Origin of the sequence: Streptomyces sp. 142MFCol3.1 (assembly GCF_000424945.1) — a bacterium.
Taxonomy (GTDB): Bacteria; Actinomycetota; Actinomycetes; order Streptomycetales; family Streptomycetaceae; genus Streptomyces; species Streptomyces siamensis.
The window spans coordinates 32,269-55,780 of record NZ_AUKV01000004.1 but is presented as its reverse complement, the minus strand read 5'-3'; the positions used below and the strand labels follow the sequence as shown (position 1 = coordinate 55,780).

At 70.9% G+C, this 23,512-nt stretch carries 21 protein-coding genes and 1 tRNA gene; 10 read left to right on the top strand and 12 right to left on the bottom strand.

Annotated features, from left to right (window positions below; all coding sequences use genetic code 11):
- The first annotated feature begins 49 nt into the window (after positions 1–49).
- Together H305_RS0106635 and H305_RS0106630 are read left to right on the top strand one after the other, a co-directional pair.
- Positions 50–946, top strand: a complete 897-nt coding sequence (locus H305_RS0106635; RefSeq protein WP_051370401.1) for a class I SAM-dependent methyltransferase — start codon at positions 50–52, stop codon at positions 944–946.
- Positions 947–1,060: 114 nt separating this feature from the next.
- Positions 1,061–1,621, top strand: coding sequence for a CGNR zinc finger domain-containing protein (locus tag H305_RS0106630; protein ID WP_028799725.1), 561 nt, complete (start codon positions 1,061–1,063; stop codon positions 1,619–1,621).
- Positions 1,622–1,762: 141 nt separating this feature from the next.
- On the opposite strand, the gene H305_RS0106625 is transcribed toward H305_RS0106630, so the two are convergent.
- Entirely contained in the window at positions 1,763–5,866 is a 4,104-nt protein-coding gene (locus H305_RS0106625; RefSeq protein ID WP_028799724.1) for a discoidin domain-containing protein, read from the bottom strand.
- Between the two features lie 783 nt (positions 5,867–6,649).
- Between H305_RS0106625 and H305_RS44680 the strand changes: the two genes are divergently transcribed.
- Positions 6,650–7,309 (top strand): hypothetical protein, encoded by a 660-nt coding sequence (locus H305_RS44680; protein ID WP_051370400.1) that lies wholly within the window; start codon positions 6,650–6,652, stop codon positions 7,307–7,309.
- A gap of 114 nt (positions 7,310–7,423) precedes the next feature.
- Here H305_RS44680 and H305_RS44675 read toward each other — a convergent pair whose 3' ends face one another.
- The 6 genes from H305_RS44675 to H305_RS0106590 all read right to left on the bottom strand — a co-directional run bounded on the left by H305_RS44675 (position 7,424) and on the right by H305_RS0106590 (position 12,787).
- Complete coding sequence (locus H305_RS44675; protein WP_051370399.1) at positions 7,424–7,663, bottom strand: DUF937 domain-containing protein; 240 nt, start codon at positions 7,661–7,663, stop codon at positions 7,424–7,426.
- A gap of 99 nt (positions 7,664–7,762) precedes the next feature.
- Positions 7,763–8,359: a nucleotidyltransferase family protein gene (locus tag H305_RS0106610; RefSeq protein WP_028799723.1), complete on the bottom strand. Its 597-nt coding sequence runs from the start codon at positions 8,357–8,359 to the stop codon at positions 7,763–7,765.
- Positions 8,360–9,051: 692 nt separating this feature from the next.
- On the bottom strand, positions 9,052–9,750 hold the full coding sequence (locus H305_RS0106605) for a flavodoxin (RefSeq protein ID WP_028799722.1): 699 nt from the start codon (positions 9,748–9,750) through the stop codon (positions 9,052–9,054).
- A 90-nt stretch (positions 9,751–9,840) separates the two neighbouring features.
- The gene (locus H305_RS0106600; RefSeq protein WP_028799721.1) at positions 9,841–10,692 is read right to left on the bottom strand and encodes an aldo/keto reductase; all 852 of its coding nucleotides are present in this window, start codon (positions 10,690–10,692) and stop codon (positions 9,841–9,843) included.
- 37 nt (positions 10,693–10,729) lie between these two features.
- Positions 10,730–11,758: a zinc-binding dehydrogenase gene (locus H305_RS0106595; protein ID WP_028799720.1), complete on the bottom strand. Its 1,029-nt coding sequence runs from the start codon at positions 11,756–11,758 to the stop codon at positions 10,730–10,732.
- 51 nt (positions 11,759–11,809) lie between these two features.
- Complete coding sequence (locus H305_RS0106590; protein ID WP_028799719.1) at positions 11,810–12,787, bottom strand: aldo/keto reductase; 978 nt, start codon at positions 12,785–12,787, stop codon at positions 11,810–11,812.
- A 219-nt stretch (positions 12,788–13,006) separates the two neighbouring features.
- Here H305_RS0106590 and H305_RS0106585 point away from each other — a divergent pair, with 219 nt between their 5' ends.
- Positions 13,007–13,909 (top strand): helix-turn-helix transcriptional regulator, encoded by a 903-nt coding sequence (locus H305_RS0106585; RefSeq protein WP_028799718.1) that lies wholly within the window; start codon positions 13,007–13,009, stop codon positions 13,907–13,909.
- A gap of 125 nt (positions 13,910–14,034) precedes the next feature.
- Positions 14,035–14,196: a hypothetical protein gene (locus tag H305_RS0106580; RefSeq protein WP_158690480.1), complete on the top strand. Its 162-nt coding sequence runs from the start codon at positions 14,035–14,037 to the stop codon at positions 14,194–14,196.
- A 313-nt stretch (positions 14,197–14,509) separates the two neighbouring features.
- On the opposite strand, the gene H305_RS53930 is transcribed toward H305_RS0106580, so the two are convergent.
- Positions 14,510–15,088: a hypothetical protein gene (locus H305_RS53930; protein ID WP_051370398.1), complete on the bottom strand. Its 579-nt coding sequence runs from the start codon at positions 15,086–15,088 to the stop codon at positions 14,510–14,512.
- Positions 15,089–15,260: 172 nt separating this feature from the next.
- Here H305_RS53930 and H305_RS0106570 point away from each other — a divergent pair, with 172 nt between their 5' ends.
- The 3 genes from H305_RS0106570 (at position 15,261) to H305_RS53245 (ending at position 18,044) form a co-directional block, all read left to right on the top strand.
- Positions 15,261–15,899 carry a TetR family transcriptional regulator gene (locus H305_RS0106570; protein WP_028799715.1) on the top strand — a complete coding sequence of 213 codons (639 nt, stop codon included), beginning with the start codon at positions 15,261–15,263 and terminating at the stop codon, positions 15,897–15,899.
- A 424-nt stretch (positions 15,900–16,323) separates the two neighbouring features.
- Positions 16,324–17,895 carry an MFS transporter gene (locus tag H305_RS44670; RefSeq protein WP_051370397.1) on the top strand — a complete coding sequence of 524 codons (1,572 nt, stop codon included), beginning with the start codon at positions 16,324–16,326 and terminating at the stop codon, positions 17,893–17,895.
- 80 nt (positions 17,896–17,975) lie between these two features.
- Positions 17,976–18,044 (top strand) — tRNA-Ser (locus H305_RS53245).
- A gap of 204 nt (positions 18,045–18,248) precedes the next feature.
- On the opposite strand, the gene H305_RS0106560 is transcribed toward H305_RS53245, so the two are convergent.
- The 3 genes from H305_RS0106560 to H305_RS0106550 all read right to left on the bottom strand — a co-directional run bounded on the left by H305_RS0106560 (position 18,249) and on the right by H305_RS0106550 (position 20,647).
- Positions 18,249–18,614, bottom strand: coding sequence for a hypothetical protein (locus H305_RS0106560; protein WP_420708028.1), 366 nt, complete (start codon positions 18,612–18,614; stop codon positions 18,249–18,251).
- A 113-nt stretch (positions 18,615–18,727) separates the two neighbouring features.
- Positions 18,728–19,441, bottom strand: a complete 714-nt coding sequence (locus H305_RS0106555) for an SDR family NAD(P)-dependent oxidoreductase (protein WP_028799713.1) — start codon at positions 19,439–19,441, stop codon at positions 18,728–18,730.
- 282 nt (positions 19,442–19,723) lie between these two features.
- Positions 19,724–20,647 carry a LysR family transcriptional regulator gene (locus H305_RS0106550; RefSeq protein ID WP_028799712.1) on the bottom strand — a complete coding sequence of 308 codons (924 nt, stop codon included), beginning with the start codon at positions 20,645–20,647 and terminating at the stop codon, positions 19,724–19,726.
- Positions 20,648–20,814: 167 nt separating this feature from the next.
- On the opposite strand from H305_RS0106550, the gene H305_RS0106545 reads away from it, so the two are divergent.
- Together H305_RS0106545 and H305_RS44665 are read left to right on the top strand one after the other, a co-directional pair.
- The gene (locus tag H305_RS0106545; RefSeq protein ID WP_028799711.1) at positions 20,815–21,117 is read left to right on the top strand and encodes a muconolactone Delta-isomerase family protein; all 303 of its coding nucleotides are present in this window, start codon (positions 20,815–20,817) and stop codon (positions 21,115–21,117) included.
- Positions 21,118–21,452: 335 nt separating this feature from the next.
- Positions 21,453–22,616 carry a YbfB/YjiJ family MFS transporter gene (locus H305_RS44665; RefSeq protein WP_051370432.1) on the top strand — a complete coding sequence of 388 codons (1,164 nt, stop codon included), beginning with the start codon at positions 21,453–21,455 and terminating at the stop codon, positions 22,614–22,616.
- Positions 22,617–22,793: 177 nt separating this feature from the next.
- Here H305_RS44665 and H305_RS0106535 read toward each other — a convergent pair whose 3' ends face one another.
- Complete coding sequence (locus H305_RS0106535; protein ID WP_028799710.1) at positions 22,794–23,414, bottom strand: TetR/AcrR family transcriptional regulator; 621 nt, start codon at positions 23,412–23,414, stop codon at positions 22,794–22,796.
- Positions 23,415–23,512: the final 98 nt, after the last annotated feature.

Here is a 23,512-nt window from a genome sequence, read left to right as displayed (position 1 = left end):
ATCTCGGGGGCGGACCAGGAAGCCCTGCGGCCGGCCGAACCGTGGAAGCATGGGCCCTTCCGACGAAGAGACAGCTTCGCGAAGGGCGGGAGCCGAAGTGATCGACGGCTGGGAGTGGGACGAGACCCTGTTCTCGGGATCCGCCCCCTACTACCAGCGCGGGAGACTGCCCTACGCCCCTGGACTGGCGGAGGTGCTGACACAGACCCTGGGTCTCGACGCGCGTGGACGCCTGATCGACGTGGGATGCGGGCCGGGCATCCTGGCCCTGGCCTTCGCCCACGTGTTCCGCGAGTTGGTCGGCGTGGACCCGGACGGCGGGATGATCGCCGAAGCGGGGCGCCGGGCCGCCGAGGCGGGAGCCGGCACGAAGACCCGGTGGGTGCGGGCCCGGGCGGAGGATCTTCCGGCGGGCCTCGGCAGCTTCGACGTCGCCGTCTTCGGCCAGTCCTTCCACTGGATGGACCGCGACCTGGTCGCGGCGACCATCATGACCATGCTGTGTCCCGGCGGGGCGCTGGTGCACATCTCGGACCTCAAGAGCGACATCCCCGGCGTCGCCGGGCTGCCGCATCCGGCCGTGCCCTACGCCGCGATGGAAGCGCTGGTCAAGGAGTACCTGGGGCCGGTGCGGCGGGCCGGCCGCGGGATGCTCCCGCACGGCACTCCCGGGGGCGAGGCCGAGGTGTTCCGCCGGACCGGATTCCTCGGACCCGAGCGACATGTCGTGCCCGCCGGACAGGCACTGGAACGCAGCGAGGACGACGTCGTCGCCTGGGTGTTCTCGATGTCGTCGTCGGCGCCCCACCTGTTCGGCACGCGCCGCGCGGCCTTCGAGAACGATCTGCGCCGGATCCTGCGGGACGCCTCCGCAGCCGGCCGGTTCTCCGAACGCCCGCCCAGCACCGAGGTCTTCGTCTGGCGGAGGCCGGCCACCCGGCCCTGAGACCTGTCCCGCCCTCGCTCGACCAGCATGGTTCACCGGCCCGGCACCGGACGGACACCACTTTGGCGAGTGACGAATCTTGCAGCAGAACTTGTCACCTGTCAAAATGGTGATGTGAACCTGAATCATGCCTTCGTATGCGGAAATCCCGCCCTCGACTTCGCCGCGACCCTGCGCGCGCGCAGGTCGGCCAGGTTCGAGATGTTCGCGTCACCGGACAGGCTGGACGCGTGGTACTTGGAGTCGGGGATCGTCGACGCGGTGTCCCCCTGCGACGAGTCCGACGTCGAGCAGGCGACGACCGTGCGAGAGGCCCTCTACGAGCTGATCACCGCCCGCCGGCTCGGTGAGGACTACAACGTCCAGGCTCTGGCCGTCCTGAACGGCGCGGCCCGCAAGCCCCCGGCGACACCGCAGCTCACCCCGTCCGGGCGGTGGACCGAGGCGACACCGGAGGAAGCGCTGTCCACGGTCGCGCGCCAGGCGATCGAGCTGCTCAGCGGACCGGACGTACCGCTGCTCAAGGAGTGCGGCAACCCGGAGTGCACCCGCATCTACATCGACCGCTCCCGCGGCACGCGCCGGCAGTGGTGCGACATGGAGTCCTGCGGAAACAAGATCAAGGCGGCTGCCTACCGCGCCCGCAAGAAGAGCGCTCCGGCAGCCGCGCGCTGATCCGGCCGCCGCTCACCGTCCAGGCAGCCGCCCACTGACGTCGGCCGCCGCTCACCGCCCCGGACAGGCATGCCCTCGGGGGCCGTCTCGGCCGCACGGCCGCCCCGGCCGTGCGGACGGCCGGGGCGGCGAGCGGTCATCTCACGGCCGGGCCGTGACGGGATGTGCGTTGTAGCCCTCCACCCGCAGGGCCGGCCGCCCCGAGGCCAGTGCTTCGGCGGGCCAGGACAAGGTGACCGTGCGGCTCTCGCCGGGCAGCAGCCACAGATAGTTGTCCTCGTACAGCGTCGGCAGGACCCGCGCGGCACCCTTGTCGTCCAGCAGGGAGAGCCGGAGCATCGCCGCGACGGCGGAGCCGCGATTGCGGATCGTGGCGGTCAGCTTCCTGCGGTCCCCCGTACCGGACACGCCGGTGACGGAGGCCGACAGCCGGACCCGGTCTACCGCACTGAGCGACTTCATCGCCGCCGGAGTGCGGTAGCGCCAGTAGGTGTTGCGGGACACCACCTCGCCCGTGCCGTCCCGCAGCGTCAGCCTCAGCAGATGCAGCTCGGGCAGGTCCTGCGACATCTCCACCGTGAATGCCTTGGCCGTGGACGCGGCCTTCACGTCGACCTGGGTGCTCCTGGCCTTCCCCAGCGGACGGCCCGACAGGTCGTACGTCTGTGCCGTGACCGTCGCGCCCTTGAGAGCTACGGGCGTGTGATTGACCGCCAGGACCTGCCACTTCACCGGGTCGGCCTGGACGTGCAGGGGCTCGCAGGCCGAGCGGGCGCCGTAGTAGGCGCCGTTGACATCGAAGTCGTAGTCGTAGGTCTGCCACACGGTGCTGTGCCAGGCGGGGTGGGACATCCACAGCATCAGACCGCTCGCGTTGTCCCACAGGTTCGCGTTCCACGCCTCGAACATGGCGCGCATGTTCTCGTAGTTGACGAACTGCGCCTTGCGCGTGAAGTCGTCGAGGTCGCTCGCCGTACCGAGACGGCTCTCGATGGCGGCCTTGTAGTTCTGCGGAGCCTGGTTCCCGTGCTCGCTCCAGTCGTGGTAGTACCACGCACCCCGGATCGGCCACTCCGGTTCGTCACCCACGAGGTTGCGCATACTGGCGGCGGTCGAGACGACAGGCATCCCGATCTCGGTGTGGAAACCGAAGTCCTTGCTGCCGTAGGTACCCGCATCGAAGTACCGCTCCGGCTCGACCCACCCGTAGGGGCCGCCGCCGGTCACGATGCCACCCGCGGAGTTGTTCTGGTACAGGATGCCGGGCACCTGCTGTTCCACGGCCTCACGCATGGCCTTGTCGATCGCGGCCGGCGGATTGCCCTCGTTGGCACCGCACCACACCGCCACGGAAGGATGGATGCGGTACCGCAGCACGGTGTCCCGCGCGAGGGAGTCGAAGGCGTCGTGGTCCGGCGGGTCCATGCCCCACGCGTTGGGGAAGTCGTTCCACACCAGGATGCCGTGCTCGTCGCAGGCCGCGTAGAACTCCTCGCGGTTGCAACTGCCCACCCAGTTCCGGATCATCGTGAAGTTCATGTCGCGGTGCATGCGCACCGCCGCGTCCATCCGGTCGGCGGGCATGCGGCGCAGGAGTTCGTCCCAGCCCCAGTTGCCGCCGCGGACCAGCACACGGACCCCGTTGACGCTGATCTTGAGCGGATCGGGGGTGTTGGACACCGTCTTCACATCGGTCCAGTCGTCGCCGTCGTCGGAGACCTGGATGGTGTAGGTCTTCGGGTAGGCCTGCTCCCAGAGGACGGCCACGCGGTCGAAGCGCCGGGCGGAGCCCAGGTCGACCTGGATCCACTGGTGGTCCTCGTAGGCGGAGGACCAGCGGGTGCCCGGGTTGCCGTCGGTGGCGTTCCCGGCCGGGTGGTCGGACTCCTCCGTGGAGGCGGTGGTGTGCCTGCGCAGGGCGAGATCGGTGCCCGGTGCCGAGCTGTCGACGACGGCCAGGGACCACAGTGAGTTGCCCCAACTGGTGTTGCGCACACCGCAGTCGATTCTCACGAAGCGGGCGGTTCTCGCCTCGAAGTCCTCCACGCGCAGGCTCGCGTCACCGCTGTTGAAGGGCAGCGGCACCGCGGTGTTGTCCACGGCCTTCGCGTCCGTCCACTGCTTGCCGTCCTGGGACACCTGGACGACGTAGGTCAGCGCGTACGCCTGCTCCCAGACGAGGTCCACGCGGTCGAAGGATTGCACGGAACCGAGGTCCACGCTGATCCATTCGCCGTCCTGGTAGGCCGAGGACCAGCGGGTCGCGGGGTCCCCGTCGGTGACGTTGCCCGCGCCGTGGCCGTCCTCGTCGACGGTGGACGCGTCGGCCTGGGCGTGCAGGGCGAGGTCGATGCCCGGACGCGCGCCGTCGAACACGGACACGGTCCACAGCGAGCTGCCCCAGTCGGTGGCCCGGGTCAGGCACTTGATCCTGATGTGCCGGGCCTGCTGCGCCGCGACGTCCACGGACTGCGTGTACGCGTCGCCCGAGGCGACGAAGGGCAGCGGAACGTCATACTCGTAGCCGAACTGCCGTATGCCGAACCGGGTGGAGCGCCGGTCGCTCTCGGTGCCGTCGACCTCGGCGACGAGCGTCAGGTCGTGCAGGCGGGGGCTGCCCATGCCGTTCGGCCACCACAGTTCGGGGTTGTGGACCCGCAGGCGCTCGAAGGAGTCGGGAGCGAACGTGACAACGATGTCTTCTCCTGCCGGGACGGTGACCGTCCTGGACACCCGCACCGAGCCGAACGAGGCCGACACGGTGGCCCGGTGGTCGGCGGAGTCGGCGTTGCGGACCGGGACGGTGACGGTCAGCTCGGCGACCGACAGGTCGGGCAGCTTCGGCAGGACGGTGTCCACGCGCGGGTCGCCGATCACGACGTGTCCGGTCGAACGCAGCCTCACGTGGTTCCAGATGCCCGCGCCGCGGTCACGGACGGCGGGCATCCAGTCCCAGCCCGAAGAGGCCAGGTACGTGGGCGAGTTCAGGTTCATCTGATTCGCGCCGGCATCCACCCAGGCCTCACCCGCGGGTCCCTTGTCGCCAGGGCTGCCGGGCACGGGCATCGGCGTGATCCTCACCGCGAGGGCGTGCCGGCCGTCGTCGGCTTCGGCCAGGTGGGAGGTGACGTCGTGGGCGGACCGGGCGAAGGGAAAGGTCAGGTCGCCCACGCTGCGCCCGTTGAGCCAGATCTCGGCCCTGTGGTTGATGCCGTCGAACTCCAGCCAGACGTGCCGTTCGGCACCGGTGCGCAGGCCGCGGGGGAGCTCGAAGTCCCGCTTGTACCACCAGGAGTGGCGGGACAGCGCCTCCGGGACGTGCAGGTTGTTCAGGCCCTCGACGGGATCGGGCAGCTTGCCCTGTTCCACGAGCGAGCCGAGGACCGTGCCGGGCACGGTGGCGGGCAGCCAACGGCTGGTGTCCACGCCCGTCGCCGAAAGCTCCTTGCCCGTACCGTCGGCCCAGTCGTCCATGGTCAGGGTCCAGCCCGACTCCAGCGGCACGGTCCCGTCGTCGGCGACGGCCAGCTTCGGTGCCTTGGAGTGGTGGGTTCCCCAGTCCGTCCAGCCCGTGGCGTCCGGGCGATGCCCGCGGGCCGTGCCGTACACCTCGAAGCCGTTGAGACCCAGCGGGTTGGGGTTGGACCGCTTGCGGGCCGTCATGCGCACCCAGCGGGCGGTCACCGGACGGGCGGGGTGAATGTTCACCACTCCCCCGGTTCCCGCCGTGGTGCGGTACACGCTGGACCAGGAGACACCGTCCTGGGACGTCTCCACGACGAACTCGGTCGCGTAACTCGACAGGATCTCCTTGCCGGTGGTGCCCTGCGCCCAGTTCCCGCTCGACGGCGGGGTGAAGACGGGATCGGCACCGTCGGCCTCGAACGTCAGCCGGATCCAGCTGACTTCGCAGTCCGCCTGGAGGTCGACCGAGATCCACTGGGGATCGCCCGCCCCGGCCCTCCAGCCGGTGCCGCGCACACCCTTCGCGGGAATGCCGTCCACCACGAACTCGGCCGCGGCGGACGCGTAGGCCTGCGAGGAGACCTCGACGGGGCGGAAGGCGGCGATCTCCCCCGGAGTCGCGCTCGGGGTCGCTGATTCGGTCCCGGCGCCGGTGGGCTCGGCGGCAACGCCGGCGGTGGGAAAAACTGCGCCCAGCCCGAAGCCGGCCAGCAGCGTCGAGCCGGTGGTGACGACGGAGCGCCGAGAAGGAGGGCGCGACGGACTCGCCTGATCGGCCATGAAGGAGACGTCCAATCACAAGACGGTACCGGGGTCGAGCGGCTCGGTGCGGCGCGACCCCGACGGCATGACAACGTTGCCATAGGCTGTGACGGGGCGACCGTTCCTGTCAAGGCTTCGGGCTGCGCACTACGGTCCGGGCGCCGCGGACGGGGCGGACGGCGCACCCCCGGCCCGGCGGACCACGGTGGCGCTCGGCAGCCGCCGCGTCGTACGCCGACGGAGGGCCGGGGGCTGTCGGCACGTCGGCCAGCCGTCGGCGCCTCTTCGGGCAGCCCCCGGCCGAACTCCCGCGTGACCCGGCCATGCGGGGCCGTCCGTCAACTCGGCTCCGCTCGCACGCGGTTCGGATCACCGCGCCGAAGGCATGGGCACGCATGTCGGGTCGGCCAGTGACGGGCCCTGCCCAAGTCACTGAATTCGACGAGGAAGTGGGCGCTTGTGCCGGCAGACTGTCGGCGCCCCACACGTGTGCGTCGCCGATCGGTTCCACCATCGCTCCGTGTGCGACCGCAGGCCATCTCACCTGCACGGATGTGCACACCGGTGACGTCACACCCCGCAGGACCGGCCTCGTACCGCACGCGTCCTCATCCCCCCTGACCGCTCCTGCCCGTCGGACGGTCCGGGGTCGCCACGACGCCTCCGGCCGGAGCACCGATGCGGGTGCGGCGGCCCCTGTCGCCGAAGTCCGCGGGCATCGTGTGCGCCGAACACTGCGGCACATGTCATCCGCGTGGGTACGATGCGCAACGTCACCCGAATGCGAGGGAGTGAACGGTTGTGTCCAGCCAGTCAGCCGCCACGCTCCGAACGCGGTATGAGGAACAAGCCGCTTCGGACCTGGAGGAGAACCGCCGCCGACAGCGTGAACTGATCGATGCCCTTGAGGTGTTGAAACAGGAGGAGACACTCCTGCTGGACATCCTGAAGGTCGCGGAACGTTTCGACGTCCGGGTGCCGCAGCAGGCGACGGACGAGCCCGCTGCCGTGACCGAACCGCAGGATGAACCCGCGGCCGAGGCGCCGGAGGCGCTCGGCCCGGAGGTCGAGACCCCCGAGGCCGACGCTGCTCCCGCGCCGCCCACAAAAGCGTCCAAGCGCCCCGGCCGGTCCAGGGCCGCAACTCCCCGGCCTAGTAAGAAGACGGCCAAGGCCGTCACGAAGGCGCAGCCACAACAGTCCCTCGGAGAAGTCCTGCTGGGCCTGCTGCGCACGCACGACGAGCCCCGGCCGGCCAAGGAGCTGCGCGAGGAACTGCTGCGCAAGCACACCGACCGCACACCGACACCGCAGGTCGTGCGCAACACCCTGGAGGCGCTCGTCGCCAAGGGCCGCATCCAGCGGCACAAGCGGGAGAGGTCGGTGATGTACACGTTCGCCGAGGGGAAGGGGCAGCAGGCCACGGCCCCGGACGTCGGCACACCGGAGACGGAGGGCTGAGGCGGCTCCGCCGCCTCGTCCTGGCGCGCCTCGACGCCCGAGGCGGCGGTCTCGGGTCGGTTCAGCGCGAAGTGGCCGCCGGCGCATACGGCGCCGGGTGTGCGGGCAGCCGGGTCACTGCTGCTTCTTGCCGCCTCCGAGGATCGAACCGAGCAGGTCGCCGAGGTCGCCACCGGCGGGCTGGGCTCCGGATGCCGGGGAACCGGCTCCTGCGCGCTCGGCGGACGCGCGTTCGGCGAGGACCGTCACAAGGGCCGGGACCATCACCTCGACGGCCCGGGTGACGGTGGCCACCGGGATGCCGGTCTTCTTGGACACGCTCGTGGCGATCGGTCTGCTCAGCTTGGACAGCACCCCGGCCGTCATTCCGCCGCCGAGAAGGGGCTGAACAGCGCGGCCGTACGGTCACTGCTCCTGCGCTTCCTGCGCGCTCCACGTGTCGAGGCGAGCGGCTCAGTGCGGCCACGGCAGGACGGTGAGCTCCGGCCACGCGTCCTTCCAACGGGCCGCCTTGGCCTCGTAGACCTCCCGCGGAGCGAGGGCCGCGTTGGGCCGAAGGACGAGGCCGAACACGTCGGAGAGCCCGTGCGGTGCGTACACGCGCCAGTGTCCGTCGGGTTCCAGACGGACGCCCAGACAGCACGTGGTCGCCGCGAAGCTGTCGATCGCGGCCTCGGTGGACTCGTGCGGTGGACAGGGCACCCCGAACTTCTGCTCGTACCAGAGGTGCACGCGGGCCTCGTTCCGGATCTCCACCTCGACCGGGAGACCGGCGAACACTGTCCGACCCGCTTGGATCACGGCATCCTCCGCTTCCCAGGAGAGGTCGCCGTCGTCGAAGTAGAACAGGTCGTAGTCACGGATGCCGTGGGTCGGGTCCCTGTCGGTGACCACGTTCCACACCGTCTGGAACAGGCATCCCGCCGTCACGTACCAGCCGGGCAGCTCCAGTGTCGCCGCCCTGGTCATCACGTCCGTCAGGATCTCGTTGCGGGAGAGCACGGCCCGCAGGCCGTCGAGTTGCTCATCGAGAGGAAGTCGGCGAAGCATCCGCCCTGCCTACCACGATCGCTTCCGGAGCGTCACGGCCGCGTGAAGATCCGTAAGGCACCGTGATCCAACGGGGCCACACCGGATCTCGTGCAGGTTGCGCTTCGATGGCGAGACTGTCGAGGTGGTCGAGATGGCATCGACCATCTCTGGAAACGAGGTCGTCCTCAAGGACGGGCGAGGCCGCCTCATGCGCCTCTCGCTGAGCGAGCTCGTGTTCTCCGGTCGAGCGGGGGTGATCTGCGAGGAGGCAGGCCCTTCCGCAGGGGATGACCAGGAGATCGCCTCGGTGATTCTTGACCAGCTGCATGAAGGCGAACGGCGTCAGGTGCTGGAACGTGCCGAGCACGTAAGCGAGTTGCTCACGGGGTTCCGTTCGGGGAGCCCGGAGCTGGGATCATCCCGGCGCGCTGGGCGGCAACCTTTCACCGGGTCTCCACGCAGCCCTGCGATGCAGTCTGGAGACCAAGCTGATGCCGGTAGCGCGCCTGCGGCACCGGACCGCCGTCCCCTCCACCCGCTTCCCCAGCAATCACGGCGCTCGGGCTCGGATGCTGCCGACCGCGAAGGAACAAGCCTCGCCACGGTGCGTCTGGCGCTCCTCAAGCACGACGTCTCGCTACGTCCGGCCGGTTCCTCCCCCAGGGCCTCCGAGGAGGCGTTGAGCTGGCTTCGGGATCGCGCGCCCGGCCTCACCCAGAGACGGAGAAGCCGACACGCTGCAGCCAGGCCGCGATGTCTCCCTCGGCTTCGCCGGCTTCCTCGCCCTTGACCGCCAGGCCCTCGGCGAGGGTCGCGCCTGTGCAGGACGCGGTGTAGTCGCGTTCGGTGGTGCCCAGGCCGCTCATGGCGTGTGTGGTGAAGGGGACGACTGTCTTGCCGGTGAAGTCGAGCTGCTCGGTGAACGTCGTCATGATCATGGGGGCGCGGACGTTCCAGACGGGGCTGCCGAGCAGCACGGTGTCGTATCTGCCGAGGTCGGGCAGCGAGCCCTTGATGCCGGGGCGGGCGTCGTCTTCCTGCTCGCGAACGTTGCGTCTGACGGTCGCGTCGTAGCTGTCCGGGTAGGGATCGGCAGGCTCGATGCGGTACATGTCGCAGTCGATGAGGTCGTGGATGGTGCGGGCCATGACCTCGGTGTTGCCGACCTTCAGGTTGGTGCGGTCCCCGTAGTAGTAGTTCTCGCCGGGGCGTGAGAAGTAGGCCAGCAGCGCGTCGCCCCGCGCCGTACCGCTGCGGGCTGAGCTCGGCGATGTCTGCCGGCCGGGCTGCTGATCGTTCGCGGGTGAGCAGCCGGTGAGGTGGGGTGCGGTCATGGTGGTGACTCCGGTCAGCAGTGCGGCGCGCAGGAGCGTGCGGCGCCGGACAGATGTGGGGTGTGGCTGGTTCACGGGTGGGCCCTTCGCGAGGGTTCCGGAATCGGCGAAGGGGCGGGCGACAGGCCGGACCGGCCTGTCGCCCGCCCCTTCCCGGTACGCGGTTCAGGCGTCGAGGCGGCGCTTGGCGAGCCAGGTGACGATCTCGGGGTCGTGGTGGTCGAAGAACAGGGAGCTGCCGGTGTCGAGGGTGGCGATCCGGGTCATCTGCTCGTCGGTGAGCCCGAAGTCGAAGACGTCGATGTTCTCCGCCATGCGCTCGGCGCGCACGGACTTGGGGATGGCGATGACTCCGCGCTGGGTGAGCCAGCGCAGCACGACCTGTGCGACCGACTTGCCGTATTGCTTGCCGATCTCGGCGAGCAGGGGGTTGGTGAACAGGTCGTTCTTGCCCTCGGCGAAGCCGCCCCAGGACTGGATCTGCACGCCGTGGTCGCGCATGAGGTTCTGGTAGTCGGCTCGCTGGAAGAAGGGGTGGGTCTCGATCTGGTTGACGGCCGGGGTGATCTCGTTGTTGACGATCAGGTCGATCAGGCGGTCGGGGTAGAAGTTGGCGACGCCGATCGCCGTCGCGAGACCCTCGCGGTTGATGTGCTCCATGGCGCGCCACTGCCCGTAGACGTCGCCGAAGGGCTGGTGCATCAGGTACAGGTCGAGGTGGTCCAGGCCCAGCTTGGTCAGGGACGTCTCGAACGCGCGGCGGGTGTTGTCCTGGGCCGGGGCGTCCTGGACCCACAGCTTGGTGGTGACGAACAGGTCCTCACGCGGGATGCCGCTGGACTTGATGGCGCGGCCGACGGCCTCTTCGTTGCCGTAGGCGGCGGCGGTGTCCAGCAGCCGGTAGCCGGCGGCCAGCGCGTCGGAGACGGCGCGTTCGGTGTCCTCGGCGGGGATCTGGTAGACGCCGAAGCCGAGCAGCGGCATCTCGACGCCGTTGTTCAGGGTCACGTACTGCATGAGCGGAAGTCCTTTGCCGGGCACGGGGAGTTCGGGTTCAGGGGCGGAGGAGGACCTTCAGGACCTGGCGGTCGGCCATGGCCTGGTAGGCGTCCGGTGTCCGGTCGAGGGTGAAGGTCTGATCGAAGACGCGGCCGGGGGCGATGGTGCCGTCCAGGACGTCGGGCAGCAGCTGCTCGATGTAGGCGCGGGCGGGGCTGGTGCCGCCGGTCAGGGTGATGTTGCGCATGAACTGGGCCGGGCCGATCGGCCCTTGCTCGTACTGGGGGACGCCGAGGCGGCTGACGGTGCCGCCGTCGCGGACCGCGCCGAGCGCCGTGTCGAGGGCTGGGCGGGTGCCGACGGCCTCGATGACCTTGTCCACGCCGCCGGTCAGCTCGCGGATCCGGGCGATGCCCTCCTCGCCGCGGGCGGCGACGACATCGGTGGCACCGAAGTAGCGGCCCAGGTCGGTGCGGGGTGTGTGGCGGCCGGCGAGGACGATCCGTTCGGCGCCGAGCCGTTTGGCGGCGATGACCGAGCACAGGCCGACCGCGCCGTCGCCCACCACGAGCACCGTGTCGCCGCGGGTGACGCCGGCGGAGACGGCGCCGTGGTGGCCGGTGGTCATGACATCGGACAGGGCCAGCAGGGAGGGCAGCAGCGCGGAGTCTGCGGCCACGGGCAGCTTCACGAGGGTGCCGTCCGCGTACGGGACACGGACGGCTTCGCCCTGACCGCCGTCCACTCCGTCGAGTCCGTACCGGCCGCCGTTGCGGCACGAGATGTGCAGGCCCTTGGCACAGTAGTCGCAGGTGTTGTCGCTGTACGTGAACGGCGCGACGACGAGGTCTCCCGCCTTGAGGCCGGTCACTCCCGTGCCGGTCTCCTCAACGACGCCGAGGAACTCGTGTCCCATGGGACGGCCGGTGTCGGTGGCGGGCATGGACGCGTAGGGCCACAGATCGCTGCCGCACACGCAGGAGGCGACCACGCGGACCACGGCGTCGGCCGGCTGGACGATCTTCGGGTCGGGCCGGTCCTCGACGCGGACGTCTCGGGCTCCGTACATGACTGCTGCACGCATGAGGGGGATTGCTCCAAACAGGGGGTGGGGAGGGGCCGCGACGGTGGGGGGTCAGCGCTCCAGCATGCGGGCCTGGGCCTCGGTGTGGGTGGCGCCGGCGGCGGGCGGCAGGCCGGCGAGCCGGTCGAGCTGTTCGGTGGTGAGGGTGACGGCGTCGGCGGCGGTGTTCTCCTCGACCCGGGCCACGCGCTTGGTGCCGGGGATCGGGGCGACGTCGTCGCCCTGGGCCAGCAGCCAGGCCAGTGCCACCTGACCGGGCGTGGCACCGGCCTCGTCGGCCAGGGCCTTGACCTCGTCGGCGAGCGCCAGATTGCGCTGAAAGTTCTCGCCGGTGAAGCGCGGGTTGCCGCGACGGAAGTCGTTCTCGTCGAACTGGTCGGTGGAGCGGACGGTGCCGGTCAGAACGCCCCGGCCGAGCGGGGAGAACGGCACCAGCCCGATGTTCAGCTCCCGCAGCACAGGCAGGACCCGGTCCTCGATACCGCGGGTGAACAGGGAGTACTCGGACTGGACCGCGGTGACCGGTTGGACGGCGTGGGCGCGGCGGATCGTGTCCGGGCCGGCCTCCGAGAGCCCAAAGGCACGCACCTTGCCCTCAGCGATCAGCTCAGCGACTGCACCGGCGGTCTCCTCGATCGGCGTGTCCGGGTCGACCCGGTGCTGGTAGCACAGGTCGATGTGGTCGGTGCCCAGCCGCTTCAGGGAACCCTCGACAGCGGTGCGGATGTTGGCGGGGCTGGAGTCCAGGTTCCAGGCGCCGTCGCCGCCGTGGGAAACCAGGCCGAACTTCGTGGCCAGCACCACCTGGTCCCGGCGACCCTTCAGCGCGCACCCGAGCAGCTCCTCGTTGGTGTAGGGGCCGTAGATCTCGGCGGTGTCGATGAGCGTGACGCCCAGCTCCAGCGCCCGGTGCACGGTCCTGATCGACTCCGCGTCGTCGGTGCCAGAGCCGGTGTAGCCGTGGGACATGCCCATGGCGCCCAGCCCGATCCGGGAAACCTCCAGGTCACGCAGCTTGATGTACCGCATCTCGCCCTCTTCGCATCGTGGCGTCGCCCGGCACCCTCATCGTCGTCCGGTCCAGCAGAGCGTGCCTCTGCTGGACCGGCGAAGTGATCAGGATGTCGGCGTCTTGCTCATCAACCTTCGCCCGGACTGCGGCGGTGTGGCAGGGCGGGCTCTTCGGGGGTAATGACAGGGCCCCCCTCCCGGCTGCGCGGCAGGTGCACGGCGCGTGAGACTGGGGTCATGGCATCCCAGAGCGCGCACAGCGAGGGCGCCGAGCTGGGCCGCTACCTGCGCGCCCGCCGGACCCAGACCAGCCCCGAGCACGTCGGCCTCACTCCCGGCGCCGGCGTCCGCCGCACCCCAGGGCTGCGCCGCGAGGAGCTGGCCACCCTCGCCGGCATCAGCATCGACTACTACGTCCGCCTCGAGCGCGGCAAGGAGACCCGCCCCAGCCCCGCCGTGCTCGACTCCCTCGCCCGCGCCCTGCACATGGACGACCAGGAGCACCAGCACCTGCGCGAGCTCGCCGCCCGCGCCGCCCGCTACGTCGGCGAACCACCACCGGCTCCCAGCCGCACCGTGCGCCCCCACCTCAAGCTGCTGCTCGAGTCGCTGCGCCCGAACCCGGCCTACGTCATCAGCCGCAGCATGGACATGCTCGCCTCGAACCCCGGCGGCCTCGCCCTGTACGCGGGCCTGGACGACTGGCCCGTCAAGCACCGCAACCTCGCCCGCTACCTCTTCCTCCACCCGGCCGCCCGCGATCTCCTCCCCGACTGGGACCGGCAGGTCACGGCCTGCGTCGCCCGCCTGCGCGCCATCGCCGGCACCGCCCCCGACGCCCCCGACCTCACCAACCTCGTCGGCGAACTCCTCCTCAAGAGCCCCGACTTCGCCGGACTCTGGGAACGCTACGAAGTCACCGGACGCAAACCCACCCACAAGACCTTCCACCACCCACAGGTCGGCACCCTCACCCTCACCTCCCAGTCCCTGCACGTCGAAGGCACCCCCGGCCAGCGCATCGGCGTCTACACCGCCGAACCCGGCACTCCCGACCACGACGCCCTGCTCCTCCTCGACATGACCGCACCACGACCCGCCCTCAGGGCCACCGGAACGCAGCATTCCTCAAACAGCTGAGGCGATGGCCGCGTTCCTGAGACAGCGCGGCCAGGACACAACGTGAGACGGGCGAAGGAATACTGGTCAGGGGCATGGCCCATGCCATAGGCGGTGAGATCCCACATCTCGGGGCGGAGTGGGGCGTGTTGAGCATCGGAGGGCCGGACGAGGGGAGTCTTCAGCCGCTGGAGGACGGTGATCCGCATGTGCCCGTCCGCTATGTGCTGGTGGCGCGACTCGGGTCCGGCGGCATGGGCCGTGTCTTCCTCTCGCACTCACCCGGCGGACGCGCCGTCGCGGTCTAGGTGATCCGGCCGGAGCTGGCCGAGAAACCGGGGTTCCGGACACGATGCCGGTGGCGGGCCCGGACGAAGTCATGGCCGGACCTGCCGGGGCCGCAGTCCCTTCCGGCGGGCCCGTGGGGAGCAGTGTGGCGAGAGCGCGGCCGGCCGTGCCCGCGACCGGGCCGTCGGCCACGGTCACGGGCACGGCCGCACCGTCCGAGGCTGCCGGCAGATGGGCCAGGCCTCTCTCCGATCACTCGCATCGTGTCCCACGGCGGTCGAAGGTTCGAACCGGGTCGGTCGTGGCCGGGCCGGACGCTCGGACCGTCCGGACTCAGTGGCCGCCGCTGGGCCGGTCGCAGCCGGTGTGGTCGGGATAACCGGCGAAGGCGTCCGCCTTGGTGGAGTCGAGGTTCATCGTGCCCTCCACGCACAGCGGAGAGGCGTCGATGAGGAAACCGACCCCGGTGGAGCCGTTCTGGTACGACTGCACGTTCCCCGCCGAGTAGCCGAGGGCGGTGAGTGCGCTGCGGGTGTTCTCCGGGGCGAAGTCACCGCGCCTGCGCAGCGGTTCGAGCGCGTCCTCGACACGGCGGACGACGGCGAGTCCTTCACAGCGGCGCTCGCCGTGCAGCGGGATGGGGACCATGAAACCGTGGTTCTCGGCGTAGTGGTCGGTGGGCGGCACGGCCGGGCCCGACGTCGAAGCACTGGGCGTCGGGGTCGGGGTCGGGTTCTCGCCGGGGCAGGGGAAGTCGGCGGGTTTGCTCGGCGTCGCCGCAGGGGTCCGCGAGGGCGCACCGGCGCCGGTGGTGTCGCCCGGCCGCTGCGATCCGCATCCCGCCACCAGTACGGCCAGCACCGCCACCGGCAGCATCGCCGAACGCACCGCCGTCTTCCTGATCTTCGTCATGGTCCGATCCTCCCCCGGGGCACACGTGACGTCATGAGTTCTCGTACTCATGTGCGGTGGCGACGTGGCCCGTCGAGTCGCTGCCGGGCGGCGGCCGCCCGGTCGTTCGCACACCGCGGCGTCCGGCTCCCGCCGCAGGTCGCGTGCCGTGTCACGTCCTACACTGCGTACGGTGACGAACACCGCGCCCCGTCGCGGGCGCCGGCCCGGCAAGCCCGACACCCGCGCGCAGATCCTCGAAGCCGCACGACGACGGTTCCTCACCCAGGGGTACGACGAGGCGAGCATGCGGGACATCGCGGCCGACGCGGATGTCGATCTCGCCCTGATCAGCTACTACTTCGGGTCCAAGAAGGGCCTGTTCGGCGCGGTACTGGCGCTGCCGGCCAACCCGGCAGACCTGGTGAACCGCCTGCTGGAAGAGGGCGACCCGGCCACCTTCCCCGAGCGCGCCCTGCGTCACATGCTGCACGTGTGGGACGACCCGGTCTCCGGACCCATCCTGCTGGCCACGTTCAAGAAGGCCGCCGCCGATGACACGTTCGCGGCCCTGCTCAAGGAGATGCTGGGCCGCGAGGTCATCGACCGCATCGCCGCCCGGCTCACGGGGCCGAACCGGCTGCGGCGGGCCGGGGCCTTCTCGACCGTCATGGCAGGGCTGATCACCGCCCGGTACATGCTCCGGCTGGAGCCCGTCGCGTCGATGAAACCCGACGCGTTGGTGCGTGTCTTCGGTCCGCAACTGCGGATGGCCCTCTCGGCCGGGAGCAGCCACCGGGGAACGGCACGGTCCAGGTCCGCGTCCGGCTGATCGGCCCGGCGCCCTCGGACCGGCCAACCTCCCTGTGCCCGGCCGGGATCGGCTCGACCCCGCTCGCTCCGGGACCGTCCGGCTCGCGCGCTCCGGCCCCCTCATCCCGGCAACTTCGGCTCGCGCGCTCCGACCCCTTCATCACGGCCCGCGCGGCCCGGTGCGCCCGCCCGGTCCGGTTCACGAAGACCTCGGCAGGAATTCATCACCGATCGCCAATCCCCCGGCACCGCTCGACGACCCGCACCGGAAGGTCGGCTTCTACGCAGGTCACCGCCTAGTTCGCCCAGGTGGTGCCGCATGGCAGGCCGGTGATGACCGGCGCGGTTAATTCATCGCCCTGGAAATGACCTGTGCGCGGTTCCCACCCTGGAGCACACACAGCCGGCCCACCCCGGGTCGTCGCCAGGAAGAGATGCCTACGATGCCCACCACCCAAGTCGTTCCCGCCACGGCGCCCGCCCGGGCCGTACGCCACAATCTGGTCCTCGCGATCTCATGCCTCGCGCTCGGCGCGGTGGTCGCGGCGATGGCGTCGCTCAACGTCGCCCTGCCCGACCTGGCGCGTGAAACGCACGCGAGCCAGACCCAGTTGTCGTGGATCATCGACGCCTACAGTCTCGTCTTCGCGGCGCTGCTGCTCCCGGCCGGCGCGCTGGGCGACCGGTTCGGCCGCCGCAGGGCTCTGATCGCGGGACTGGCCCTGTTCGGCGGCGGTTCGGTGGCGGCGGCCTGCACCACGGACCCCGACGCGCTGATCGCCCTGCGCGGTGTGCTGGGCGTGGGTGCGGCCATGGTGATGCCGGCCACGCTGTCCACCATCACCGGGACGTTCCCACGCGCCCAGCGGGCTCGGGCGGTGAGCGTGTGGGCGGCGGTCGCCGGTGCGAGCGCGATCGTCGGCATCTTCGCCACGGGATCGCTCCTGGAGGCGTGGTCGTGGCGCTCGGTGTTCCTGCTGAACGTGGTGCTGGCCGCCGTGGCGTTGACGGGCACCGTGCTCTTCGTCCCCGAATCCGCCGACTCCGACCAGCCCCGGCTGGACGTCGTCGGCGCGCTGCTGGCCACGGTGGGTCTGGTGGCGCTGGTCTATTCGGTCATCGAGGCGCCGACCCGCGGTTGGGACGACCCGCTCACTCTGACGGGCATCGCGGGGGGCCTGCTGGTCCTCGCCGGCTTCGTCCTCTTCGAACTGCGCCGCCGTCATCCGCTCCTGGACCCAAGGCTGTTCCGCAATCACCGTTTCGCCGCCGGGTCCTTGTCCATCATGCTTCAGTTCTTCGTCTTCTTCGGCTTCATCTTCGTGATGATGCAGTACCTGCAACTGGTGCGTTCCGACAGTGCGTTGATGGCGGCGGTCACCATGCTCCCCATGGCGCTGGCGATGATTCCGGTGTCGCGGCTGACGCCGAAGCTGGTCGCGCGATTCGGCGCGCGGGGTCCGTGGGTGACGGGTCTGGTGGCCGTGGCCCTGGCCATGGGCGTGCTGTCCCGGCTGGAGACCACCAGCTCGTACTGGCTGATCGCGGCGGGTCTGGTGCCGCTCGGCATGGGCATGGGCCTCGCGATGACGCCGGCCACCACGGCCATCACCGATGCCCTGCCGCGCTCGCTGCAGAACGTCGGCTCGGCGATGAACGACCTGTCCCGGGAACTGGGCGGGGCGCTGGGCATCGCCGTCCTGGGAAGCCTGCTCAGCGCCGCCTACCGCAGTCACCTGAGCCTGCCGGGCGCGCCCGAGCATGTCACCGGCGTCGCCCGCTCGTCGCTGGCCGCGGCGAGCGCCATCGGTGGACCGGTGGCCCGCCACGCACGCACGGCCTTCATGGACGGAATGCAACTGGCCCTGCTGGGCGCGGCCTTCGCGGCCGGGGTCGCCGCCGTGGCGGTCGCTCTCCTCCTGGGCCGAGCCGGTGCGGAACCGGGCGAACCGGTGGACGAGGCCGAGGACGAGGTGAGCGGGGCGCGCATCCCGCAGCCCGCCGACGTCGGCTGAGCACCACCGTCGGCGAGGCCGAGTGGCCTCGCGAAAACCAGCTGCACCCGCGCGATCACTGCCGTTAAGGTCGGAGTCGTGCAGGTGCGCAGGCTGCGGCTACTTCGCCTGCAAAGCGGGAAACGCGGGTTCGAATCCCGTCACCGGCTTCTCGCCGGTGTCGTCCAGCGGCCCAGGACACCTTCAGCCGCCGCCGACCCTGATCTCTGCACATCCACGGCACGAGCCGCCCGCCACGGGGGAACACGGCGGGCGGCTCTGCCTGTCAGGGCACAGGGTCTCCCGTTCGAGTCGCCGCCCGCCCACGGCCGCACGGAGCGGCTGGGCCCCGCATGCCCGCACCTGGGATCCCGCTAGGCGAGACGCGACACCTGATAGTGGGCGATCTGCCAGCCGTCGGCCGTACGGCGCACCAGGACGCCGAGGTTGACCGCGAGGGTGGGGCGGTCGGTGAAGGAGAAGTCGACGGCCAGGTAGCCGAGGACGAGGTCCTCGGACAGGCGTCGGGTCTCCAGGATGCGGTACGCGGCCGCCAGGCCGAGGGGCTGCGCGTCGTAGTAGGCGGCCACGCCCGGCCGTCCGGTGCTGTAGGGGTGCAGTCCCTGGAAGATCGCGTCTTCGGTGAACTGGGCGGCCACCTGCTGCGGTTCGTGGGCGTCGACGGCGGTCTTCCACCGGTCGAGGACGTCACGCAGGATCGCTTCACTGTTTTCTGTCATGGTGTCCATCAGGGTGCTCCTGGTGCTCGGGCGGGCTGGGATCTGCCGGTGCGCGTGTCGCGCGGGGCGTAGGGGAAACCCGTCCCACGCCCCGCAAGGGGGTGACCGGCGCGTCAGTGGCCGGCGCTCATTCCGCCGTCCACGTGGAGGATCTCGCCCGTCACGAACGGGGCGTTCTGCAGGTACATCACCGCGTCGGTGATGTCGCTGGACTCGCCCATACGGCGGACCGGGTGCAGGCCCGCGAGCACTTCGTGGGTCTCCTCGGGGTGCATGGGGGTCTTGATGGTGCCCGGAGCGACCGCGTTGACGCGGATGCCGCGGGTGGCGTACTCGATGGCGAGGGACTTGGTGGCGGACTGCAGGCCGCCCTTGGTCAGCGAGGCCAGCACGGACGGGACGCGGGCATCGGCGTTGTCGACCAGGCTGGTGGTGACGTTGACGATGTGACCGCCGCCCTGCGCGAGCATGTGCTCGATGGCCAGCTGGGTGATGCGGAAGAAGCCGGCGACGTTCACCCCGGTCACGGCGGCGAAGTCGTCCTGGGTGTAGTCGGTGAAGGGCTTGGCGACGAAGATGCCCGCGTTGTTGACGAGCGTGTCGATACGGCCGAACCGCTCGATGCCCGCGGCGATGACGCGCTCCGCCGTGGCGGGGTCGGATATGTCGCCCTGGATCGTCAGAACGCCCGCGTCGTCGGCGGGAGCGATGGTGCGCGAGGTCGCGACGACGGCGTAGCCCTGCTTGCGGTAGGCGGCGACGAGGTCCGCGCCGATGCCCTGCGAGGCGCCGGTGATGACTGCGACCTTCTGGTCCTGAGTGCTCATGATGATCTTCTCCGTGATAGGTGGAACGACCGTCCCGGTGGGAGACGACCGCCGAACGATCCACTAGCCGACCGGTCGACTATTTGAACGTACGGTGTCGCGGGGCAATCGTCAAAGGTGGACGGGTCCCCGTCCGGGACCGAATTCCTCTCAGTTGGTAGGCGCAGGCTCCCAGCACAGGTCAGCGGCACGTACCGGTTCGCGAGTCGAAGGAGCGCGGGGGTCGGGGCCCTCACCCGGGCCGAGGAGGCCCCGGGCCGCCGGCCCCGCGACAGGAAGCCGCTACCGCCGGTACGGATCGCAGTCCGGAAGCCAGGCGCCGGGGGCATGGATGCCGAGGTCGCCGACGCCGTCGCAGAGCGCGTCGACGGCGGCCAGGACGGAGGAACGGACCTCGTTCCGGCGCCAGACCAGGGACCAGGTCCAGTAGATCTCGGGCCCGACCACGGCACGCCTGACCAGGTCGGACGGCAGCGGTGTGGTCTGCCCCTTGGGCGAGTTGATCACCGGTCTGCCGCTGCGGCGGACATGGTCGAAGAACGCGGGCCCGGTGATGCCGCCGTCGGAGATGCGTACCGCGCGGGCCCCGGTGCTCTTGGCCAGTGATTCGGCGTAGGCGTTCCAGGACGACCAGGAGGTGGTGTCGTCGTCGAGGAGCACGTCGGTGTCCTGGGCCGCCACGTCCCCCGTGGCATCGCCGACGGCGACGGCGTACAGCCGGTCGGCGCCGACGAGGCGGGCCCGCAGGCCGCGCTCCTCCAGGGAGCCGGTGGGCACCCAGCAGACCGCGACGTCCAGACCGCCGTCGGCGACCCGTGCGGCCTGGGTGTGCGAGGGTGCGACCCATGCGTCGACATGCACTTGGGCCACGGGTGCGGTACGCGCCGTCAGGTCCGGCGGAAGCCAGTTGACGTAGCCAAGGCGGACGGGTTCCGATCCGGACAGCCTGCGCGCGCGGAGCTGGAGGTCGTCGGCGCGTTCCAGCAGGGCGCGGGTGTGCGGAAGCAGGGCGGAACCGGCCGGGGTGAGCGCCACCGAGCGGCGGTCCCGGTCGAACAGACGCACGCCGAGGTCGCGTTCGAGCGCCTTGATCTGCTGGGACAGGGAGGGGCCGGCGATCAGTAGACGCTCGGCGGCCCGGCCGAAGTTCAGTTCCTCGGCGACGGCAACGAAGTACCGCAGCTGGCGCAGTTCCACGCTGGTCATGCTACGTGGCTGGGAGGATGCGCCTACCAGCAGGGAGTCAGCCGGTCGTGGCGCCCGGCCGGGAGCGAGCGGACCATGAGGGCATGAATGCCCGACGGCGGGGCGACACGCCCGCCCCACCGCAGGACGTCTCACCGACCGGACGCCTCATCGAACGGAGCAGGACCATGCGCGAGTTCCTGGTCGAGATCACCACGACCGTTCCCGAGGGCACCCCGCAGGAAGAGGTCGACCGGCGGCGCGCCGCCGAAGCCGTGCGGGCGCGGGAGCTGGCCGCCACCGGCCGTCTGGCACGGCTGTGGCGCCCGGTCGGGGAGCTGCGCAGCATCGGCATCTGGCGGGCCGCCGACGAGGAGGACCTCCGGGAGAAGGTGCTCGGCACGCTTCCGCTGAGCCCGTGGATGGCCTTCGGCATCACCCCGCTGGAATCCCACCCCAACGACCCGGGCCGGACCGACTCCACGGCCTGAGCCGCCGGCTGGCGGGTCGCGTCGGAGCGGCGGGGCGCGGGCGCGTCCGTCGCTGCCGACGTGGGTGCGCGGCGTGACCGCCGGGCACTGACCACGTGGCGCCGCCTGTCACCCGGCGCCCGCCATCCCTCCGAATGCTCACCCGGCGGCGAGCCCTCCGCCGGTACACGATCCGCACGCCTTCGTGATCCGCACAGTTCGTGATCCGCACCGCCTTCCAAGGACTCCTCATGCCACTCCGACGGCCCTTGCGTGCCTCCTTCGCCGGGGAGGGCGCCGCGCCGCACTCTCCCTGGGGCCACGTCGCCCAAGCCGCCGCGGCACTCGCCGCGGGCATGGGGGTGGGCCGGTTCGTCTTCACTCCGATCGTCCCCCTGATGCACGTCCAGGCCGGGCTGTCCGCGGGCGCGGGCGCCCGTCTGGCCACCGCCAACTACATCGGCTACCTCGTCGGCGCACTCGCCGGCATCCTGTGTCCCGCCCTGGTCCGCTCCCCCGCCCTCCTGCGCGCGAGCCTGGTGGTGCTGGTCGCCAGTCTGGCCGGCATGCCCGCAACCCACAGCACGGCCGTGTGGATCGCACTGCGACTGCAGGCCGGGGTGGCCAGCGCGTTGATCTTCGTCATCGCGGTCAGCTCCCTCCTCAGCCACCTGCGGGAGCATCCGGCCCATCTCCCCGGCTGGGCGTTCGGCGGGGTCGGCGCGGGAATCGCGCTGTCCGGACTGCTCGTCCTCGCCGTACGCTCCTTCGCCGACTGGCGGGCCGCCTGGTGGGCTTCGGCCGCACTCGCCGCGCTCCTCACCGTCATGGCGTGGAACCTCCGCCCCGAATCCGCACCGGCGGAACCCGCCACCGCCGGGGAACACGAACCGAGGGCGCGGACCGGGCGCTGGTTCACCGCCCTCTTCGCCTCCTACACCCTGGAAGGCATCGGCTACATCGTCGCCGGTACGTTCCTGGTCGCCGCGATCGAGCAGGGCTCACCCGGCTGGATCGGCAGCGGCGCCTGGGTTCTGGTCGGCGTGGCCGCCGTGCCGTCGTCGGCGCTGTGGGCCTGGCTCGGGCGCCGCTGGTCGCGTCCCGGCCTGCTGCTCGCCGCGCTCGTCATCCAGGCGGTCGGCATCGCGCTGCCCGCGCTGTTCGACGGCGTGACGGCCGCTCTGGTCTCGGCCGTCCTGTTCGGGGCGACCTTCATCGGTATCAGCACTCTCGCCCTCGCCGCGGGCGCGCACCTGCGCTTCCCGCGGTCCGTCGCCCTACTGACCGCCGGATACTCCGTCGGTCAGATCCTCGGCCCCCTCGTCGTCGCACCCCTGCTCCGGCACGGTTACCACCAGGCGCTGCTCCTTGCGGCCGGCGTGGTCCTCGCGGCGGCGGTGGCGGCGGCGATCCTGCGCAGCGGGTTCCCGCACCACGTCGTCGTGGTGCACCAGGGCACGCCCGAGGGGCGCTCTGGAGGCGCCCAGCGCGTTCCGGCTCCGGACGGGAGCGGTGCCTGAGCGAACCGGGGCCGGGGACGGCGGGCGAGGCACCCGCCGACCCGGGGCCGGGACCGCGGCCGGGGCCGGGCCGGTGGGCGAGGCACCCGCGTCCTGGCCCCCTGGCGGGCACGGCGCCGCGTGACCGGTTCGCGGTGACCGCACCGCGTGGCCTGTCGCGGTCGCCGCGTGACCGCGTCAGACCGCGGCCACGGCCTCCCGGGGCGCGGCGGCACCGAGCAGCGCCAGGCAGTTCGCCCACAGGGGGCTGAGCCGCTGAGCGCTGTTGTAGAGCTTGGCGAACAGGACCTGGCCCTCCAGCTGGGCCACCACCGCTCGTGCGGCCTCCCGCGTGTCGGTCACGGTGATGTCCTTGCGGGCGAGAGCCTCGGCGACGACCGATTCGACCATGTCGACCTGTGCCTCGAAGATCTCCTGGAGCCGTTCCCGGATCGACTCGGTCTGGTTGCTCATCTCCAGCGTGAGGTTCCCGAACATGCAGCCCGACACGGTGCCGCAGCTCTGCTGTCCGGCGCGCTGGGTGGCTTCCGTCTCCTCGAACAGCGTGCGGAGCCGTTGCAGCGGTTCCGCGTCGCTGCCGAGGATGCGCGTCCAGGCCTGCTTCTGGTCGGCCCAGTGCTCGTCGATCACGGCGAGAGCGAGGACCTCCTTGGAATCGAAGAAGTAGTAGAAGCTGCCCTTCGGCACACCGGCCGCCTTGCAGATCTCGGCCACACCCAGGGCCGAGTAGCCACGCAGCTCGATGAGCGTCTGCGCGGCACTGAGGATCTTGTTCCTGGCATCGCTGGTGCGTCCCATGAGAGCAGTGTACGACCGGTCGTCTATCGCCGACGTGTCGTCCGTCGGTTTCCCGGGTCGCGCCCGGTGATCCCTGCACCGGGCGCCGGGCCGTGCGG

Excerpts from the sequence above, each read along its gene's own strand:
- H305_RS44665 (WP_051370432.1), top strand. The coding sequence starts at position 21,453 with ATGGGGGTGGGCCGGTTCGTCTTCACTCCGATCGTCCCCCTGATGCAC.
- H305_RS0106545 (WP_028799711.1), top strand. The coding sequence starts at position 20,815 with ATGCGCGAGTTCCTGGTCGAGATCACCACGACCGTTCCCGAGGGCACC.
- H305_RS0106625 (WP_028799724.1), bottom strand. The coding sequence starts at position 5,866 with ATGGCCGATCAGGCGAGTCCGTCGCGCCCTCCTTCTCGGCGCTCCGTC.
- H305_RS44670 (WP_051370397.1), top strand. The coding sequence starts at position 16,324 with ATGCCCACCACCCAAGTCGTTCCCGCCACGGCGCCCGCCCGGGCCGTA.
- H305_RS0106635 (WP_051370401.1), top strand. The coding sequence starts at position 50 with ATGGGCCCTTCCGACGAAGAGACAGCTTCGCGAAGGGCGGGAGCCGAA.
- H305_RS0106560 (WP_420708028.1), bottom strand. The coding sequence starts at position 18,614 with ATGACAGAAAACAGTGAAGCGATCCTGCGTGACGTCCTCGACCGGTGG.
- H305_RS0106590 (WP_028799719.1), bottom strand. The coding sequence starts at position 12,787 with ATGCGGTACATCAAGCTGCGTGACCTGGAGGTTTCCCGGATCGGGCTG.
- H305_RS0106555 (WP_028799713.1), bottom strand. The coding sequence starts at position 19,441 with ATGAGCACTCAGGACCAGAAGGTCGCAGTCATCACCGGCGCCTCGCAG.
- H305_RS53930 (WP_051370398.1), bottom strand. The coding sequence starts at position 15,088 with ATGACGAAGATCAGGAAGACGGCGGTGCGTTCGGCGATGCTGCCGGTG.
- H305_RS0106550 (WP_028799712.1), bottom strand. The coding sequence starts at position 20,647 with ATGACCAGCGTGGAACTGCGCCAGCTGCGGTACTTCGTTGCCGTCGCC.
- H305_RS0106600 (WP_028799721.1), bottom strand. The coding sequence starts at position 10,692 with ATGCAGTACGTGACCCTGAACAACGGCGTCGAGATGCCGCTGCTCGGC.
- H305_RS0106585 (WP_028799718.1), top strand. The coding sequence starts at position 13,007 with ATGGCATCCCAGAGCGCGCACAGCGAGGGCGCCGAGCTGGGCCGCTAC.
- H305_RS0106595 (WP_028799720.1), bottom strand. The coding sequence starts at position 11,758 with ATGCGTGCAGCAGTCATGTACGGAGCCCGAGACGTCCGCGTCGAGGAC.
- H305_RS0106535 (WP_028799710.1), bottom strand. The coding sequence starts at position 23,414 with ATGGGACGCACCAGCGATGCCAGGAACAAGATCCTCAGTGCCGCGCAG.
- H305_RS0106610 (WP_028799723.1), bottom strand. The coding sequence starts at position 8,359 with ATGCTTCGCCGACTTCCTCTCGATGAGCAACTCGACGGCCTGCGGGCC.